This window comes from Brevundimonas sp. FV1ye7S, from assembly GCF_058680995.1.
In genome coordinates this window covers 3265816-3281220 of record NZ_CM178726.1, presented here as the reverse complement: position 1 = coordinate 3281220, position 15405 = coordinate 3265816, and the positions used below count along the sequence as shown (strand labels likewise).

Annotated in this window: 19 protein-coding genes; 8 read left to right on the top strand and 11 right to left on the bottom strand. The window is 68.1% G+C overall.

The features are described from left to right. Positions 1-6 precede the first annotated feature (6 nt). Positions 7-744 (top strand): HesA/MoeB/ThiF family protein, encoded by a 738-nt coding sequence (locus ACW18C_RS15995; RefSeq protein WP_492071961.1) that lies wholly within the window; start codon positions 7-9, stop codon positions 742-744. A 3-nt stretch (positions 745-747) separates the two neighbouring features. Here ACW18C_RS15995 and ACW18C_RS15990 read toward each other — a convergent pair whose 3' ends face one another. Then, the gene (locus tag ACW18C_RS15990; RefSeq protein ID WP_492071960.1) at positions 748-999 is read right to left on the bottom strand and encodes a hypothetical protein; all 252 of its coding nucleotides are present in this window, start codon (positions 997-999) and stop codon (positions 748-750) included. Between the two features lie 119 nt (positions 1000-1118). Between ACW18C_RS15990 and ACW18C_RS15985 the strand changes: the two genes are divergently transcribed. Continuing rightward, positions 1119-2324, top strand: a complete 1206-nt coding sequence (locus tag ACW18C_RS15985) for a DUF6880 family protein (protein WP_492071959.1) — start codon at positions 1119-1121, stop codon at positions 2322-2324. Here ACW18C_RS15985 and ACW18C_RS15980 read toward each other — a convergent pair. Further along, positions 2321-3307 carry a 2-hydroxyacid dehydrogenase gene (locus ACW18C_RS15980; protein WP_008262236.1) on the bottom strand — a complete coding sequence of 329 codons (987 nt, stop codon included), beginning with the start codon at positions 3305-3307 and terminating at the stop codon, positions 2321-2323. The genes ACW18C_RS15985 and ACW18C_RS15980 overlap by 4 nt on opposite strands. A 66-nt stretch (positions 3308-3373) precedes the next feature. On the opposite strand from ACW18C_RS15980, the gene ACW18C_RS15975 reads away from it, so the two are divergent. The 5 genes from ACW18C_RS15975 (at position 3374) to ACW18C_RS15955 (ending at position 7147) form a co-directional block, all read left to right on the top strand. After that, the gene (locus tag ACW18C_RS15975; protein WP_492071957.1) at positions 3374-3946 is read left to right on the top strand and encodes an SH3 domain-containing protein; all 573 of its coding nucleotides are present in this window, start codon (positions 3374-3376) and stop codon (positions 3944-3946) included. Between the two features lie 77 nt (positions 3947-4023). Then, positions 4024-4560: a 3-hydroxyacyl-[acyl-carrier-protein] dehydratase FabA gene (gene fabA / locus ACW18C_RS15970; protein WP_008263519.1), complete on the top strand. Its 537-nt coding sequence runs from the start codon at positions 4024-4026 to the stop codon at positions 4558-4560. A gap of 64 nt (positions 4561-4624) precedes the next feature. Beyond that, complete coding sequence (fabB, locus tag ACW18C_RS15965) at positions 4625-5842, top strand: beta-ketoacyl-ACP synthase I (RefSeq protein WP_492071955.1); 1218 nt, start codon at positions 4625-4627, stop codon at positions 5840-5842. Between the two features lie 19 nt (positions 5843-5861). Continuing rightward, a complete protein-coding gene (locus ACW18C_RS15960; RefSeq protein WP_492071953.1) occupies positions 5862-6305 on the top strand; it encodes a GNAT family N-acetyltransferase in 444 nt (147 codons plus the stop codon). A gap of 254 nt (positions 6306-6559) precedes the next feature. Continuing rightward, positions 6560-7147 (top strand): IPTL-CTERM sorting domain-containing protein, encoded by a 588-nt coding sequence (locus ACW18C_RS15955; protein WP_492071952.1) that lies wholly within the window; start codon positions 6560-6562, stop codon positions 7145-7147. 183 nt (positions 7148-7330) lie between these two features. On the opposite strand, the gene ACW18C_RS15950 is transcribed toward ACW18C_RS15955, so the two are convergent. Continuing rightward, the gene (locus ACW18C_RS15950) at positions 7331-7492 is read right to left on the bottom strand and encodes a hypothetical protein (RefSeq protein WP_492071951.1); all 162 of its coding nucleotides are present in this window, start codon (positions 7490-7492) and stop codon (positions 7331-7333) included. 747 nt (positions 7493-8239) lie between these two features. On the opposite strand from ACW18C_RS15950, the gene ACW18C_RS15945 reads away from it, so the two are divergent. Then, a complete protein-coding gene (locus ACW18C_RS15945) occupies positions 8240-9283 on the top strand; it encodes an aspartate-semialdehyde dehydrogenase (RefSeq protein WP_492071950.1) in 1044 nt (347 codons plus the stop codon). A gap of 18 nt (positions 9284-9301) precedes the next feature. On the opposite strand, the gene truA is transcribed toward ACW18C_RS15945, so the two are convergent. Genes truA through ACW18C_RS15905 form a run of 8 tightly spaced genes read right to left on the bottom strand, consistent with a single transcriptional unit; the run spans position 9302 to position 15401 of the window. Next, the gene (gene truA / locus ACW18C_RS15940) at positions 9302-10045 is read right to left on the bottom strand and encodes a tRNA pseudouridine(38-40) synthase TruA (RefSeq protein ID WP_492071949.1); all 744 of its coding nucleotides are present in this window, start codon (positions 10043-10045) and stop codon (positions 9302-9304) included. After that, on the bottom strand, positions 10045-10968 hold the full coding sequence (gene fmt, locus ACW18C_RS15935; RefSeq protein ID WP_492071947.1) for a methionyl-tRNA formyltransferase: 924 nt from the start codon (positions 10966-10968) through the stop codon (positions 10045-10047). Before fmt ends, truA begins: the two co-directional genes overlap by 1 nt. 27 nt (positions 10969-10995) lie before the next feature. Beyond that, on the bottom strand, positions 10996-11238 hold the full coding sequence (locus ACW18C_RS15930) for a hypothetical protein (protein WP_426025816.1): 243 nt from the start codon (positions 11236-11238) through the stop codon (positions 10996-10998). Next, positions 11238-11816, bottom strand: a complete 579-nt coding sequence (def, locus tag ACW18C_RS15925; protein ID WP_492071945.1) for a peptide deformylase — start codon at positions 11814-11816, stop codon at positions 11238-11240. Before def ends, ACW18C_RS15930 begins: the two co-directional genes overlap by 1 nt. 44 nt (positions 11817-11860) lie before the next feature. Further along, positions 11861-12262: an acyl-CoA thioesterase gene (locus tag ACW18C_RS15920; protein WP_008260913.1), complete on the bottom strand. Its 402-nt coding sequence runs from the start codon at positions 12260-12262 to the stop codon at positions 11861-11863. 33 nt (positions 12263-12295) lie between these two features. Further along, positions 12296-12913 carry a hypothetical protein gene (locus ACW18C_RS15915; protein ID WP_492071943.1) on the bottom strand — a complete coding sequence of 206 codons (618 nt, stop codon included), beginning with the start codon at positions 12911-12913 and terminating at the stop codon, positions 12296-12298. A gap of 1 nt (position 12914) precedes the next feature. After that, positions 12915-14087, bottom strand: a complete 1173-nt coding sequence (locus tag ACW18C_RS15910) for a polysaccharide biosynthesis/export family protein (RefSeq protein WP_492071942.1) — start codon at positions 14085-14087, stop codon at positions 12915-12917. Positions 14088-14117: 30 nt separating this feature from the next. Then, entirely contained in the window at positions 14118-15401 is a 1284-nt protein-coding gene (locus ACW18C_RS15905; protein ID WP_492071941.1) for a glycosyltransferase family 4 protein, read from the bottom strand. Positions 15402-15405: the final 4 nt, after the last annotated feature.

Here is a 15405-nt window from a genome sequence, read left to right as displayed (position 1 = left end):
AAGGGCATGGTTTTCTCTGAAGACGAAGTCGAACGCTACGCCCGGCATCTGGTCCTGTCCGAGATCGGGGGGCCGGGCCAGCAGGCCCTGAAGCGTGCGCGGGTGCTGATCGTCGGGGCCGGCGGCGTGGGCGCGCCGGCGGCCCTCTATCTGGCCGCAGCCGGCGTCGGGACGTTGGGTCTGATCGACGACGACGTGGTGGGTTTGTCGAACCTGCAGCGACAGATCGCCTTTTCCACGCCCGAGGTGGGCCGGCCCAAGGTCGAAGCGGCCGCCGAACGCCTGGGCGGGCTGAACCCGCATGTGACGATCCAGACCTTGGCCGAACGGCTGACGCCGGACAACGCCGCCGATCGGATCGGCGGTTTCGACATCGTGCTGGACGGGACCGATGATTTCGAGACCCGGCTGATCGTCAACGCCGCCTGCGTGGCGGCCGACAAGCCTCTGGTCTCGGGCGCGCTGGGGAGATGGAGCGGCCAGGTGGGGGTGTTCGCCGGTCGGCCCTGTTACCAGTGCCTGGTGCCCGAGATCCCGCCGGACGCCGAGACCTGCGCCCGTGTCGGCGTGGTCGGCGCCCTGGCGGGCGTGGTCGGGTCGATGGCGGCGCTGGAGACGATCAAGCTGATCACGGGGGCGGGCGAGGCTCTGGCCGGGCGGCTGATGCTGTACGACGGTCTGGCGGCGACGGCGCGGACGGTGCGGGTGACGGCCGACCCCCAGTGCCCGGTTTGCGGCGGCTGACCCTCAGGCGGCCGTGGCGAAACGGACGTCGGCCAGATCCAGATCCGGGGTGTGCGGCGCGAAGCCCAGGGCGGGGTTGCTGAGCACCGTCACCAGCCGCTCGCCGCAGTACAGATAGAGGGTCTCGAAACCGACCCAGGTCCGGGCGAGCTCGGCCAGAGCCTGATTCGCCGCCGAGTCGTCGCTCGCGCCCAGAACACAGATGTCACGCACCGGAACGCCCGGCAGGTTGACGATACAATAGTAGGAGTCCAACGCACGCTTCCTCAGACAGGTCGCCGGAAACGAAGCTCGCTCGCGGCGGTTCCTCCCCTGCCCGTGGTTTTCGACAGCCGTGTGAGTCCGGTTCGACAGACTTGTGAAAAGGAGACCCGATGGCCCGACGCCCCGCCTCGCCCAAACGTCTGAACGCCGCCAGTCTGGCGTCCCTGGGGGCGGATCGGCTGGGCGAGCTGTTAATGCAGGCGGCGGACGGCGACGCCTTGCTGAAGCGTCGTCTGCGGCTGGTGCTGGCGGCCGAGGCGGGGGTCGAGCCCCTGACGGTCGAGCTGGACAAGCGGCTGACGGCCCTGGCGTCTGCACGGGCGCGGGTATCCTGGCGCAAACGGCCGGACCTGCTGCGCGACCTCGACATGCTGCGCCGCGCGGTGGTGGATGATCTGGCGCCCAGGGCGCCCGTCGCCGGGCTGGACCGGTTGATCGCCTGGTTCGATCTGTTTCGCGGTCTGACCTTGCGGGTCAAGGATCCGCGCGGCGAGATGACGGCGGCGTTCGAGGCGGCGGCTCCCGAGCTTTGGACGGTCGCCCAGACGGCCCTCATGGATCCGGCGGCGATGGAACGTCTGGCCGCCGCGATCGAACGCCATCCGCTCGACTACGCCCGCTGGATCGGCGCGGCGGGCGAGGCCCTGACGCCGGAACTGGCGCGGGCCGTGCTGGCGGGGCTGGACACCAGTTCGGGCGTCCGCGGCGCGCGCACGGCGATCCGGCGACTGGCGGACCGGGCCGAGAATCTGGATCTGTGGCTGTCCTTGGTCACACCGGACGAACAGGGCTCGCCGGACTTCGCGGCGGCGGCGGCGCGGCGGCTGCTGGCGGCCGGACGGATCGCCGAAGCGCGGCAGGCCCTGGAGGCGGCGTTGAAGCCGTCGGCCGCGAACCGGCGCTTCACCTTCGGTCGGTCGCCCGCAGCGGGCCCGCCGCCCCTGCCCCCCGCCTGGGAGGCGGCTTCCATCGACCTGCTCGACGCCGAGGGGCGCAAGGCCGAGGCCCAGGACCTGCGTTGGGCGATGTTCGAACGCGACCTCTCAGCGCCGGCGTTACGGGACTATCTCGCCCGTCTGCCCGACTTCGACGATGTCGAGGCCCTGGACCGCGCCCTGGCCCATGCCGCGACCTACGCCGATTTCGAGACCGCCCTGGGCTTCCTGATGAACTGGCCCGCCCACCGCGAGGCCGCCGCCCTGGTCGAGCGCCGCGTCCGCGAGGTCCGGTCGCCCCTGGCGATGAAGGCTGACTGGGCCGCGCGGCTGGCGCAGAAATATCCGGAGGCGGCCGAACGCCTTCTGGCCGCGCCCTAAAGCATGGCTGGAATGACCCGATCCGGCGGGCGGTGGCCGTTCTGGTAGGTCATGACATTGGCGATGACCCGGTCGCCCATGTCCTGGCGCGCCTCCAGCGTCGCCGAGCCCAGATGGGGCAGCAGCACGACATTGGGCTGGCCCAGCAGGCCGGGGTGGATGGCCGGCTCGTTCTCGAACACGTCCAGGCCGACGCCGGACAAAGACCGCGTCGCCACCGCTTGTGACAGGGCCGCCTCGTCGATCAGATCGCCGCGGGCGGTGTTGATCAGGATGGCGTGGGGCTGAAGCCGGGCCAGGCGTTCGGCGGACAGCAGATGATGCGTGTCTTTCGTCGCCGGGCAGTTCAGCGAGACGATGTCCATCCGCGCCAGCATCTGGTCCAGATCGTCCCAGTAGGTCGCGCCCAGTTCTTCCTCGATCAGGGCCGAGACGGGTTTCCTGTTGTGATAATGGACCTGCAGGCCGAAGGCCCTGGCGCGCCGGGCCAGGGCCTGGCCGATCCGGCCCATGCCGACGATGCCCAGCCGCTTGCCCCACAGTTTGCGGCCGCACATCCAGGTCGGGGTCCAGCCCTCGAACCGCCCCTCGGCCACCACCTGGGCGCCCTCGACGATGCGGCGGCTGACGGCCAGGATCAGGCTCATGGCCAGGTCGGCGGTGTCCTCGGTCAGGACGCCGGGGGTGTTGGTGACGATGATCCCGCGCGCCACGGCCGCGTCGATGTCGATATGGTCCACCCCGGCGCCGAAGTTGGCGATCATCTTCAGCTGATCGCCTGCGCCATTGATCAGGTCGGCGTCGATGACGTCGGTGATGGTGGGGACCAGAACCTCGGCGCGCTGAACCGCCGCCTGAAGCGCCGCCCGGTCCATCGGCTGGTCCTTCAGGTTCAGCTCGGCGTCGAAAAGCTCGCGCATCCGCGTCTCGACCGCGTCGGGCAGGCGTCTGGTTAATACGACCTTAAGCTTGCGGACGGACATTGCGGGCCTTGGTTAGCGGGCGGCGATTTCAGGATCGAAAGCCCGCGCGACGGGTCGTTCCATCCAGTGTCTAGCAAAGCCTCCGCCATCTTCCAAAGCCTGCGACGCCGCAGCGCCCTCGCCCTGGCCATTCTGGGGCTGGGCGTCATGGCCGGCGCAGGCGCGACCATGCCCGACGGCCGGCCCACGCCGACGGGGCTGGAGGTGCCGCGCTGGATCTCGCTGAAGTCGTCGCACGTCCGCGCGCGTCAGGGGCCGGGGCTGGATTATCCGATCCTGTGGGAATACCGCGCCGCCGGCCTGCCGGTGCAGGTGGTCGCCGAGACGACGGAATGGCGCAAGATCTGCGACCCGGACGGGGCCGTGGCCTGGATCCACCGCACGGTGTCGTCGGGCCGCCGCTCCGTCTTCAACACCTCGCCCGAGGAAGTGATGATCCACGCCGGCAAGTCCCAGGCCTCGGCCGTGCGGGCGCGCCTGTCGCCCCGTTCGCTGGTGTCGCTGGACGAGTGCGAGGACGGCTGGTGCCAGGTTCGGGCGCGCCGCCTGAGCGGCTGGGTCCAGGAACGGGCGGTGTTCGGAACCCAGCAGAGGGCGCTGTGCAACGCCAACCGCCCCGCCGGGACCGGTCGGGACTGACCGCCGTAACCCTTGGTGTTGAGCGAAGTCGCGCGGTCGTGTAACCCGCCAGCAACAGCAGACGTAACGGAACCGCCTTGACCCAGTCCCAATATCCCTCGTCCTTCGATCACGAGGCCCTGCTCGCCTCCGGGCGCGGCGAACTGTTCGGTCCCGGCAATGCGCAACTGCCCGCCCCGCCGATGCTGATGTTCGACCGGATCACCCAGATATCGGCCGACGGCGGCGCGCACGGCAAGGGCTATGTCGAGGCCGAACTCGACATCAATCCCGAGCTCTGGTTCTTCCAGTGCCACTTCATCGGCGACCCGGTCATGCCCGGCTGCCTGGGCCTGGACGCCATGTGGCAGTTGGTCGGCTTCTATCTGGGCTGGATCGGCGGTCCGGGCCGCGGCCGCGCCCTGGGCGTCGGCGAGGTCAAGTTCACGGGCCAGGTCACCCCGGACATCAAGAAGGTGGTCTACAAGATCAACCTGAAGCGGGTCATCAATCGCAAACTGGTCATGGGCATCGCCGACGGCGTGCTGGAGGCCGACGGCGAGGTCATCTACACCTGCAACGACATGCGGGTGGGACTCTTTGGCGCCGCCAAGGATGAGCAAGCGGGCGCCTAAACCCCTATATAACCGCGGACAGCGCGGAAGACCCCCGGGTCGAGAAGCTTAAGAAGGAAACACCATGCGTCGTGTCGTCGTCACCGGCCTGGGCATCGTCTCTTCCATCGGCCACGGCGCCGAAGAGGTGACCCAGTCCCTGCGCGAAGCCCGTTCGGGCGTCGTCCATGCGCCCGATCACGCCAAATACGGCTTCCGCAGCCAGGTCTGGGCCCCGCCCAAGATCGGCCCGTGGGAGGAATTGGTCGACCGTCGCGCCGCCCGCTTCCTGGCCAACGGCACCGCCTGGGCGCATGTGGCCTTCGAAGAGGCGCTGAAGTCGTCGGGCATGACGGCCGAAGAGATTCGCGACGACCGCATCGGCCTGATCGTCGGCGAGGGCGGCCCCTCGACCCAGATCATTCTGCAAGCCGCCGCCACCACGATCGAGAAGAATTCGCCCAAGCGGATCGGCCCGTTCGCGGTGCCGAAAGCCATGGCGTCCGGCCCCTCGGCGGTGCTGGCGACCTGGTTCCAGATGCGCGGAATCAACTATTCGATCAGCTCGGCCTGCGCGACATCCGCCCACTGCATCGGCGCCGGGGTCGAACAGATCCAGTGGGGCAAGCAGGACGTGGTCTTCGCCGGCGGCTGCGAGGACATCGACTGGTCGATGTCCAACATGTTCGACGCCATGGGCGCCATGTCCTCGGACTTCAACGAAACCCCCTCGGTCGCCTCGCGCGCCTATGACGTCAACCGCGACGGCTTCGTCATTGCGGGCGGCGCGGGCATCGTGGTGCTGGAAGAATACGAACGGGCCAAGGCGCGTGGCGCGACCATTCTGGCCGAAGTCACCGGCTACGGCGCCAATTCCGACGGCTACGACATGGTCGCCCCCTCGGGCGAGGGCGCCCAGCGCTGCATGAAGATCGCGCTGGAACAGGCCGGAAATCCGGTGATCGACTATCTGAACCCGCACGGCACCTCGACCCCGGTCGGCGACTCCAAGGAAATGGAGGCCGTGCGCGCCGTCTTCGGCGACCAGATGCCGATGATCTCCTCGACCAAGTCGCTGACGGGTCACTCGCTCGGCGCGGCGGGCGCCCAGGAAGCCATCTACTGCCTGCTGATGATGCAGAACGGTTTTGCGGCCGAGAGCGCCCATATCGAGACCCTGGATCCGGCCTTCGAGGGCATGCCGATCCTGCGTCAGCGCCACGAGGGCGAACTGACCCACGTCATGTCCAACAGCTTCGGCTTCGGCGGCACCAACGGCACGCTGATCCTGTCCAAGGTCTGAGCCCCTGTTCGCCCTGCGGGTGGATGATCTCAGCGGGGAGGCGGTTCGCGCCCTGCTGGCCTTCCACCTGTCGGGCATGCACGCCTCCTCGCCCGCCTGCCACGTCCACGCCCTGGACCTGACCGGCCTGCTTCAGCCGAACGTCACGGTGTGGAGCGCCTGGGACGGCGCGGCCCTGGCCGGCATCGGCGCCCTGAAGCTGATCGACGCCGACCAGGCCGAGGTGAAGTCGATGCGCACCCACCCCGACCATCTGCGGCGCGGCGTGGCGGCGGTGCTGCTGGAACAGATCATCGAGACCGCGCGGGCCGCAGGCGTGAAACGGCTGAGCCTGGAAACCGGCCGCGGCGACGCCTTCGAACCGGCCCTTGCCATGTACCGACGCCGCGGCTTCACCGACGGCGGGCCCTTCGCCGGCTATGAGGCGAATGAGTTCAGCCAGTTCCTGCATCTGGATTTGTAAGGGCTGTCCTGCGGAAACCGCAGGAGGCTGGACCTTCGCCACAAGTCGAGAACGACGACGGCCGACGGAGGTCGATCAGAACGTCTGCTTTCCGGCCTGAGGTTCAAGTCATGCTTCGACCCGATACGGACATTCAACCGGGGCGTTGGCTCTTCTAACCAAGGCCGGGCCATTGCGAGAGACCGCCATTGTCGGATAGTGCATCACTCAGTTGTGCCGCCATGCGCGCGGCGCGTTAACAGTCGGGGGACTGCATGTACCACAAGACCTATCTTTCTGCCTTGGCCCTCGCTCTGGGTGCGACCGTCAGTCTGATGGCGACGCCGGCGCTCGCAGCCCCGGTTACATGGACGATTCCGGCTACGCCGGTTTTGAGCAGCGGGACGCCCACTGGCGGGTCGATCAGCGGCACGTTCGTATTCGACGCCTCTCTGCCCCAGGCGGACAGGCTTATCAGCATCAATGTCGTCGAAACAGGACCGGCGGCCGCCACCTATAGCTTCACCGGCGGGGTGAGCGGGGGCGGCCAATATTATGTGGGACAGACCAGCGCCGTTGGTGTTGTAGGCGTCACATCCGTTATCGGCATTGATCTGATGGCTGTCCCTTCTACGGGCGGAGGGACCTATGTCGTGCCTGACATTTTCATGGATCTCTGCAGAAATGAGGCAGCCGGCAAGTGCGATGACTTTGCCGGAAGCAGAAGAGCGCCGAATGTTACAATCTCGTCGGGAGGACCGGCCGCCGTGCCGACGATGACGGAATGGGCGATGATTCTGTTCGTCCTGATGCTGGCAGGCAGCGCGGCTGTGATGCTCCAGCGTAGAAAAACGTTGACCTGAACAAGCACACTTAAGAACGGTGAAAGGCCCCGGCCATTTCTGGTCGGGGCCTATTTCTATGTCCGCTCCCCCACCCCTCTCAGACATGCTCGACGTCCGCTTAGGGGACTCAGTATTTCAACGGGCGTTGGGGTCTGCTTTCGGGCTGGAGGCTAGTTTCGCAAATCGACCCGTTGCGGACACTCAGACCTGATCTCTCCGAGCGGCCTCTTCGATGATCTTGCGCGCGATGTATTCGTAGACTGCGGGCTGGGGACTATCGTCCTCAACGATCTGAGCTTCGAGAACAGCGAAGTCTGTGCCGAGTTCGCTATTTGCGCGGGCAACGCCATCGCGGATCGGCACGACTACGTCTTTGGTGGTGAGGCCGGTATGGGCGGGGGGATTGCCAACTGGCGGAAGAACCACAACCCCGAACTCCCGAGCTGGCCCCCGTTCGAGCCTCAGTCTGAGAAGATTATGAGTTGGCCCGGTCACGTGCTGTGCGGAGTAAAGTCCGTCTCGCTCCGAGATGATCACTACGGCTCTCCCTTGTCGGCAGCCTTTAAGCCTAACACGCGAATGTCCGCTAACCACCCCTAGCAGCCGCCGGGTAGGCCCGCTTGGGAGCCAGCTATCCTAATTCCGAAAACATTCCGTCGGCAAAACAACGGCCTGACTGAAAGATTCGGCCTCCAACCCACCATGCCTTCCAGCGGGCCTATACTCCCGTCCGTCGATATCGAAGGGAGGCCCGCCGAATTGCACTCTTTTGCACATTGCACTGATTTCGAGGGTGCATTGTAATTTCGCGCCGCCCGATGGTTTTGCCGTGGGGTGACGGATTTTTGCGCGTTGAGACGTCGAAAACGGAACGCCGCGCCGGTCTTATCTCCAAAAGCCTGTTTACACGACCAATCCTTGCCCTTAGAGAGCGTCGCCGTGACCCGCACCATGACCAAAGCGATTACCTCGAAAACCACCGGCTTCGGCGGGGCGGTTTCGGGTGTGCGCGAGGTCTGAAGCGCCGAACCCCGATCCCAAGCCCCGCCGATGCGCGGGGCGGTCGATCCGGCTGAACCCCGCGCCTCCATCCTTCCAGGAGACGCCTGAATGTCCTTTTCCCCGTCCAATCCCCCCCACGTGGGCATCGTCGGCGCCACCGGCCTCGTCGGCGAGATGATGCGCGGCCTGCTGGCCGAGCGGAACTTCCCGCTGGCCTCGCTGCGCCTGTTCGCCTCGGCCCGGTCGGCGGGCAAGACCGTCCGCTTCGGCGAGACCGAGATCGTGGTCGAGGACGCGGCGACAGCCGACTACGCCGGTCTGGACATCGTCTTCTTCTCGGCCGGCGGGGCTGCGTCCAAGGCTTTGGCGCCCAAGGTGGCCGCCGCCGGGGCGGTGGTGATCGACAACTCCTCCGCCTGGCGCTCTGATCCGCAAGTGCCGCTGGTGGTCGCCGAGGTGAACCCCCACGCCCTGGCCAACCTGCCCAAGGGGATCATCGCCAATCCCAACTGCACCACCATGGCCGCCATGCCGGTGCTGAAGCCCCTGCACGATGCGGCGGGCCTGAAGCGTCTGACGGTCTCGACCTATCAGGCCGTGTCGGGCGGCGGGATCGAGGGCATACGCGTGCTGGAGGATCAGGCGCGCGAGACCGTGGGGCAGGGCGCGGCCCTGGCCCGCGACGGCGGGGCCGTGGACTTCGGCGCGCCGGAGAAGTGGGTCGTGCCGATCGCCGCCAATGTGGTGGCCCTGAACTACGCGCTGGGCGAGGACGGCTATACCGATGAAGAGCTGAAGCTGCGCGACGAGAGCCGCAAGATCCTGGAGATCCCCGGCCTGCCGGTGTCGGGCACCTGCGTCCGGGTGCCGGTCTTCACCGGCCACTCCCTGTCGATCAATGTCGAGTTCGAGCGCGCGCTGTCGGCGGCCCAGGCGCTGGAGCTGTTGGGCCAGGCGCCGGGCGTGGTCGTCACCGCCGTGCCGAACCCGCTGGAGGCGGCGGGTCAGGATCCGGTCTTCGTCGGCCGGGTGCGTCCCGATCCGACGGTCGAACACGGCCTGGCCCTGTTCGTCTCCAACGACAATCTGAGGAAGGGCGCGGCCCTGAACGCGGTGCAGATCGCCGAGGTTCTGGTTCAGCAGCGCGGCTGACCGGATCGCAGGCGGGGTTCAGTCGTAGCGCACGCCGCTGAGATAGAGCCCCGCCGAGGGGGCGACGGGGCCGCACCGGGCGCGGTCCTTCGCCTCCAGCGCCGCCTTGACGTCATGGGCGGTCCAGCGGCCCAGACCCACCTCGACCAGGGTGCCGGCCATCGACCGGACCTGACGGTGCAGGAAGCTGCGGGCCTGGAAGACCAGATGCACCTCTTCGCCGAAGCGGGAGACGCGGGCCACGTCCAGGGTCTTGACCGGCGACTTGGACTGGCAGCCCACGTCGCGGAAGGTGGTGAAGTCGTGCAGGCCGACCAGGACCTGGGCCGCCTGGTGCATGGCCTCGGCGTCCAGGGTCTTCTTGACGTGCCAGACCCGGTCCCGCTCCAGCACCGGCTGGGGGCGGCGGTTCAGGATCCGGTACAGATAGCCCCGCCCGGTGGCGGAGAACCGCGCGTGCCAGTCCGGATCGGGCGCGTATTCGGCCGACAGGACGCAGACGTCCTGTTTGATCAGATGGGCGTTGATGGCGTTCAGGACGGTGTCCACCGGCCAGTCGCGCTCCAGATCGGCGTGGATCACCTGGGCCGTCGCATGGACGCCGGTGTCGGTGCGGCCCGCAGCGGCGATCCGCACCCGCTCGCCGGAGAAGGCCAGTATGGCGGCCTCGACCGCGCCCTGAACCGTCGGCTGGTCCTCCTGGGCCTGAAAGCCGTTGTAGGCCGTGCCGTCGTATTCGAGGGTCAGCTTGTAGCGCGGCATCAGCCGAGCACGGTCCCGGCCGGCAGGGGGAAGCCGCGCAGCATCTCTTCGACGCCTTGCGCCGCCTTGCCCTCGCGCTGAACCCGGATCAGCCGCACGGCGCCGGTCCCGCAGGCCACGGTCAGGGCGTCGTCCAGCACCGCGCCGGGCGCGCCGGATCCGTCAGCGAGGGACGACAGCAGGGCCTTGACCCGCACCGGGCCGGCCTCAGACGGGGCTTCGAACCAGGCGCCGGGGAAGGGCGACAGGCCGCGAATATGGGCGTCCACCTCGGCCGCCGGACGGGTCCAGTCGATGCGGGCCTCGGCGGGGGTGATCTTCTTCGCATAGGTCGGTTCGCCGACCTGTTCGGTCGGCGTGACGCCGCCGCGATCGATGGCGGCCAGGGCGCGGGGCCACAGGCCGGCGCCGACATGGGCCATGCGTTCGGACAGGCTGGCGGCCGTGTCGTCGGGCCGGATGTCCATCACCTCGCCCAGCAGGATGGGGCCTTCGTCCAGGCCCAGGCTCATCTGCATGATCTGGACCCCGGTCTCGGCGTCCCCGGCCATGATGGCCCTCTGGATCGGCGCCGCGCCGCGCCAGCGGGGCAGCAGCGAGCCGTGCAGGTTCAGGCAGCCCAGCCGGGGCGCGGCCAGCACCTCGGCGTTCAGAATCTGGCCGTAGGCGACGACGCAGGCGGCGTCGAGGTCCAGGCTCTGGAAGTCGGCGACGGCCTCGGGGGCCTTCATGCTGTCGGGCGTGAAGACCGGCAGACCCATGGTTTCGGCGAAGGCGTGAACCGGCGACGGCGTCAGCTTCTGGCCCCGGCCCCGGGGCCGCGGCGGCTGCGAATAGACGGCGACGATCTCGTGGCCCGAGGCGATCAGCTCGGCCAGGGACGGCACGGCGAAGTCGGGAGTTCCCATGAAGGCAAGGCGCATGGGCACGCCTTTAGAGGTTTAGGCCGCCTACTGCCAGCGGGTGAAGACGCCGCCGCCCTCATCCCACTCGCCGCCCGCGTCCAGGGCGTCGTCGAAATCGAGCAGGCGGTCCAGCAGCAGACCCGCCACCACGCCCAGCAGGGCGACGCCGGCCAGGGTCGCGACCCCGGCGACGCCGATCTTCTGGCTGCGAGTCAGGCGACGGCGGCCTTGGGTGTCGATGACCAGGGACTGGCCGCGGCGGATGGGGCGAGTGGGGCGTCGGGTCATCAGGCGGCGATCCTGTCGCGGGCGGCCTTCTTGACCTTGGTCACGGCGCGATCCCGCTTGAGCCGCGACAGGTGGTCGATGAAGAGCACGCCGTTAAGGTGGTCCATCTCGTGCTGGATGCAGACGGCGTAGAGGCCCGAAGCCTCCTCCTCCACCGACTGACCGTCACGGTTCAGATAGCGAATGCGGACGCGGGCCGGGCGTTCCACCTTGTCGAAATACTCGGGGATCGACAGGCAGCCCTCTTCGTAGGTGTAGAGCTCGTCCGAGGTCCACAGGATTTCCGGATTGGCGAAGAAGCGCGGATTCTTGCGCGCCTCGGCGGCTTCCGGCGTGTCTTCTTCCTCGGTTTCGCAGACGGTTCCGTCGCGATCGCCCAGATCCATGACGATGACCCGATCCAGCGCCCCGACCTGAACGGCGGCCAGACCGATGCCCGGCGCTGCGTACATGGTCTCCAGCATGTCGTCCATCAGCGCACGCACGGCGTCGTCCACGGCGGCGACGGGCTTGGAGACCTGTTTCAGAATCGCCAGGTCGGCGGGGATGTCGATGGTGAGGATACGTCGGATGGCCATGGCCGGGACGTAGGCGCGCCCCGGCGTCAGGTCAAGATTTGCGCCTATTCCTTGCCCGGCAGCGGGCGCGGCTTGCGGTTCTCGTCGATGGCCACATAGGTGAAGACGCCCTGGGTCACGCGGACCGAGGTCGCCAGGGGCTGACCGCGCGCGCGTTTCCAGGCCTCGACATGGATGCGGATCGAGGTGCGGCCGGTGCTGATGACGTCGGCGTAGATGCTGACCTCGTCGCCGACCGCGACCGGCTGGTGAAACACCATGCCGTCCAGGGCCACGGTGGCGCAGCGGCCCTGGGCCAGTTCGAAGGCCGGGGTGGCGCCCGCGACGTCCATCTGGGCCAGCAGCCAGCCGCCGAAGATGTCGCCTTCGGGGTTGGTGTCCGCCGGCATGGCGATGATGCGTCCGACCGGACGGGTCTCGGGCGGATATTCGGGCGCGTCGGACATGGGCAGACTCTGGCGTTCGGGAAGGCGGCGTTCCTAGCGCGGCTCGGACGACTTGTCGCGCTTCGCCCGGGGTTTTCGGGGCGTCTTTGCGGCCTTGGGCGATGCGGATTGGGGAGGCGTCAGGGTCAGGCGCGGCGCGGTTGCGGCCTTTGAGTCCCTGAGCGCGCGCCAGGCGCCGCCCAATTCCAGCGCGATCAACAGATGATCTTCTTTCAGGATCCCGCGACGGGCCGCCCGCAGATCAGCGATCTCGTTCAGCAGACGGGACGCAGCGCGAAGGTCCGCCCGGCCGGACCGCGCGCCCAGGTCCTGCAGGCGGGCGAAGCGCCAACCCATCTCTGAGGGATGGTCCAGCGTCAGGGCGAAGCGCGCCTCTGGCGACAGCGTGGCGGCGATGAAGGTCCAGGCCTCCGTGCGGGGCGGCTTGCGGTAATGGCCCGGCTTGGTCGGGAGGCCGGCGCGGGCATAGACCTCCAGCGCACCGGTCTCGATCTCGACCAGCGCGATCTCCAGAGGGTCCGGCGCAGACGGCTCGAGATCGGACGGACGGTCGAAGGGAGCCGCCGCCGCGCTGTCGTCGTCTGTCCTTCGAAGGCGACCGGACGCGGGGCCGCTCAGTTGGGACAGCAGGCTCCGCCAGCGCCCCGGCACCTCAGTCGATGTTGACGGCGCTGGTCACCGACACGTCATAGACCACGCGAGTGACAGTCTGAACGAACTCGAAGAATTTCCGCGCCTCGGCGGCGCCGGCCAAGGGCACATAGATCACGTCTTCCGGCATGATCTGCATATTGGTGGCGGCGAAGACGTTGGCCGCCTCGTTGAAGTTCAGCTCATAGACCACGGGCACGCCCCGCGGGGTAGCGGGCTGGTTGATCCCCAGGGCTTGCGCCACTTCCGGACGCTCGAAGCGGAAGACCATCACACGACGGGCGTTGGCTGTATTGGTGTTCAGTCCGCCGACCTTCGACATGGCGCCGGTCAGGGTCATGACCCCGGCGGGCATGTCGACCTGCGTCACTGCATTCAGGGCGCCGAAGGTCGAGAAGCGGCGCGGCTTGTACTGGACATTGACCACGTCGCCGCGTTGCAGGCGGACGTTCTCGCCGAACTCCGTCGTCACGGCGGTCATGGGGGCCGTATAGGTCTGGCCGCCGCGTTGGACGCTGATGGTCAGGTCGTCGGTTTCACGCGCGGAGCCGCCGGCGGCGGCGATCACGTCCAGAATCCGGTCGCTGTTGACGCCCAGCGGCGCGCGACCGGGCCGGCGCACGTCGCCGAAGACATTGACCGTATTGGAGGCGTTGTCGGCGATGCCGACCAGAACCTGGGGATTGGCGACCTTGCCGACCAGGGCGCGCCGAACCGCCGCCGCCGCCTGGGGCGCCGTCAGACCCTGGACGCGGACCTGGCCGGCGAAGGGCACGGCGACCGAGCCGCTGCGGTCGACGGTCACGCCCGGCAGGGCCTGGGAGCCGCCGGACAGGGTCGACAGAGTGCGATTGGCGCTGGAGCCGCTGCCGAGCGCGCCGCCGAACAGGGAGCCCGAGGGATCGTAGATCGAGATGGCCAGGGTGTCGCCAATGCCGATCACATCGGCCGGCTGCTCGCTTGAGGCTGCGACAAGGGTGCCGAAGAACTGGGGCGGCACCGCCTTCATCCGTTCGGTGACTTCATAGGTGAGGGGCACCAGAGCGTAGCTGCCCAGAGCCTGGGGCGTCGTGGCGCCGGCGTTGATCGAGGCGCCTGAAGGTCCGTCACGCGGCAGGGTGGAGCACCCGCCCAGAATGGCGACGATGGCGAGGGGGAGGATGGTGCGAGTCATGAAGCAGGACGGCCCTTGTTCACGGACTGATTACAAGTCTTTGGAGGCGCCCGCCAGAGGCGAAGCCGGCGATAGGCCGATGGCCTCGGCGACGATGTCGAAATGTCCCGTCCAGGACGGCGCGGACTGAGGCGTCGGCGGGGCGGGTTTTTCCTGGGCGGCGCGTTCGACCGCCGCCAGCCAGCCGAGCCCATCCAGCGGATCGATCAGCGCCGCATCGGGCGTGAGTTCGCGGTGGGCCGGAATGTCCGAAGCGAACAGGGATAGCCCCATGGCGCGGGCCTCGACCGCCGGGAGGTCGAAGCCTTCGACCGAAGACGGCGCCAGGACCGCCCGCGCCCCCCGCATCAATCGCGCCAGCAGGACGTCGGAGAGGTTGGACGCCTGGTGCACGACGCCTTGCAGGTTCGGCGACCGTTCCAGATGGTCCAGCACCGCCTCATTCTCCCAACCGTAGCGTCCGACCAGCACAAGGGACGGCGTCCTCTCGCCCAGCCGTTCTTCCAGCCGCCGCCAGACGGCCAGTAGAAGCGCCAGATTCTTGCGGGCCTCGATCGTGCCGACATGAACGAAATACGGTCGGGTCGTCTCTACGACGTCGCCGTCGATGAAGGCGGGCTCCAACCCCAGATGCGCGACATGGACGGGCGGTTGAGGCAGGCCGTTGCAGGAGGCGAAGGCGCGCAGCTCGTCGCCTGTGGAGGCCGAGTTGACGATGACGCGGCTGGCGTATCGCAGGGTGTTGGCGACCCGGGCGTGATGTTTGGCGCCGTCGCCGGGACGGCAGAATTCCGGATGGGTGATCGGAATCAGGTCGTGGAGCAGAACGACCCGTTCCACACCCGCCGCCTCCAGCTCAATCAAGGCCGTCGGCTCGTGCAGCGTGGTGTGGCCCACGTTGAGATAGAGATCGGCGGCCGGCGGCGCGACGACATGGCGCGAGCGGAAAAACTGTTTGAGCACCCGGCTTCTGTCCGCCGGCTTTTTGAGCGACGGCGCGGGCGGCGGGCTGATCACCGACAGGTTCGGGCGAACCGATGCGGTCAGCGCGGCCAGCAGCCGCGCCTCGTGCGCCGGATCGCCCGACGCATCGGCAGCCCCATTCCACCGCGCCCGTAGTTCGCCGACGAACCGGCGGAACCACTCGGTATCGACCGCCACCAGTCGGTTCTTGCGGCCCCTCACCGGTATGGTGACGACGTCGGGGCGGGACAGCAGCCATTCGGCATAGGCCAGACAGACCCGATCGACTCCCGTGGGGGCGGAGCGGTCGGCCCGGCTCATCAGCCGGCTGGCGTCGTAGAGGATTCGCATGTTC

Excerpts from the sequence above, each read along its gene's own strand:
- ACW18C_RS15920 (WP_008260913.1), bottom strand. The coding sequence starts at position 12,262 with ATGTCCGACGCGCCCGAATATCCGCCCGAGACCCGTCCGGTCGGACGC.
- ACW18C_RS15985 (WP_492071959.1), top strand. The coding sequence starts at position 1,119 with ATGGCCCGACGCCCCGCCTCGCCCAAACGTCTGAACGCCGCCAGTCTG.
- def (WP_492071945.1), bottom strand. The coding sequence starts at position 11,816 with ATGGCCATCCGACGTATCCTCACCATCGACATCCCCGCCGACCTGGCG.
- fmt (WP_492071947.1), bottom strand. The coding sequence starts at position 10,968 with ATGCGCCTTGCCTTCATGGGAACTCCCGACTTCGCCGTGCCGTCCCTG.
- ACW18C_RS15995 (WP_492071961.1), top strand. The coding sequence starts at position 7 with ATGGTTTTCTCTGAAGACGAAGTCGAACGCTACGCCCGGCATCTGGTC.
- ACW18C_RS15945 (WP_492071950.1), top strand. The coding sequence starts at position 8,240 with ATGTCCTTTTCCCCGTCCAATCCCCCCCACGTGGGCATCGTCGGCGCC.
- ACW18C_RS15955 (WP_492071952.1), top strand. The coding sequence starts at position 6,560 with ATGTACCACAAGACCTATCTTTCTGCCTTGGCCCTCGCTCTGGGTGCG.
- truA (WP_492071949.1), bottom strand. The coding sequence starts at position 10,045 with ATGCCGCGCTACAAGCTGACCCTCGAATACGACGGCACGGCCTACAAC.
- ACW18C_RS15910 (WP_492071942.1), bottom strand. The coding sequence starts at position 14,087 with ATGACTCGCACCATCCTCCCCCTCGCCATCGTCGCCATTCTGGGCGGG.
- ACW18C_RS15980 (WP_008262236.1), bottom strand. The coding sequence starts at position 3,307 with ATGTCCGTCCGCAAGCTTAAGGTCGTATTAACCAGACGCCTGCCCGAC.
- ACW18C_RS15905 (WP_492071941.1), bottom strand. The coding sequence starts at position 15,401 with ATGCGAATCCTCTACGACGCCAGCCGGCTGATGAGCCGGGCCGACCGC.
- fabB (WP_492071955.1), top strand. The coding sequence starts at position 4,625 with ATGCGTCGTGTCGTCGTCACCGGCCTGGGCATCGTCTCTTCCATCGGC.
- ACW18C_RS15930 (WP_426025816.1), bottom strand. The coding sequence starts at position 11,238 with ATGACCCGACGCCCCACTCGCCCCATCCGCCGCGGCCAGTCCCTGGTC.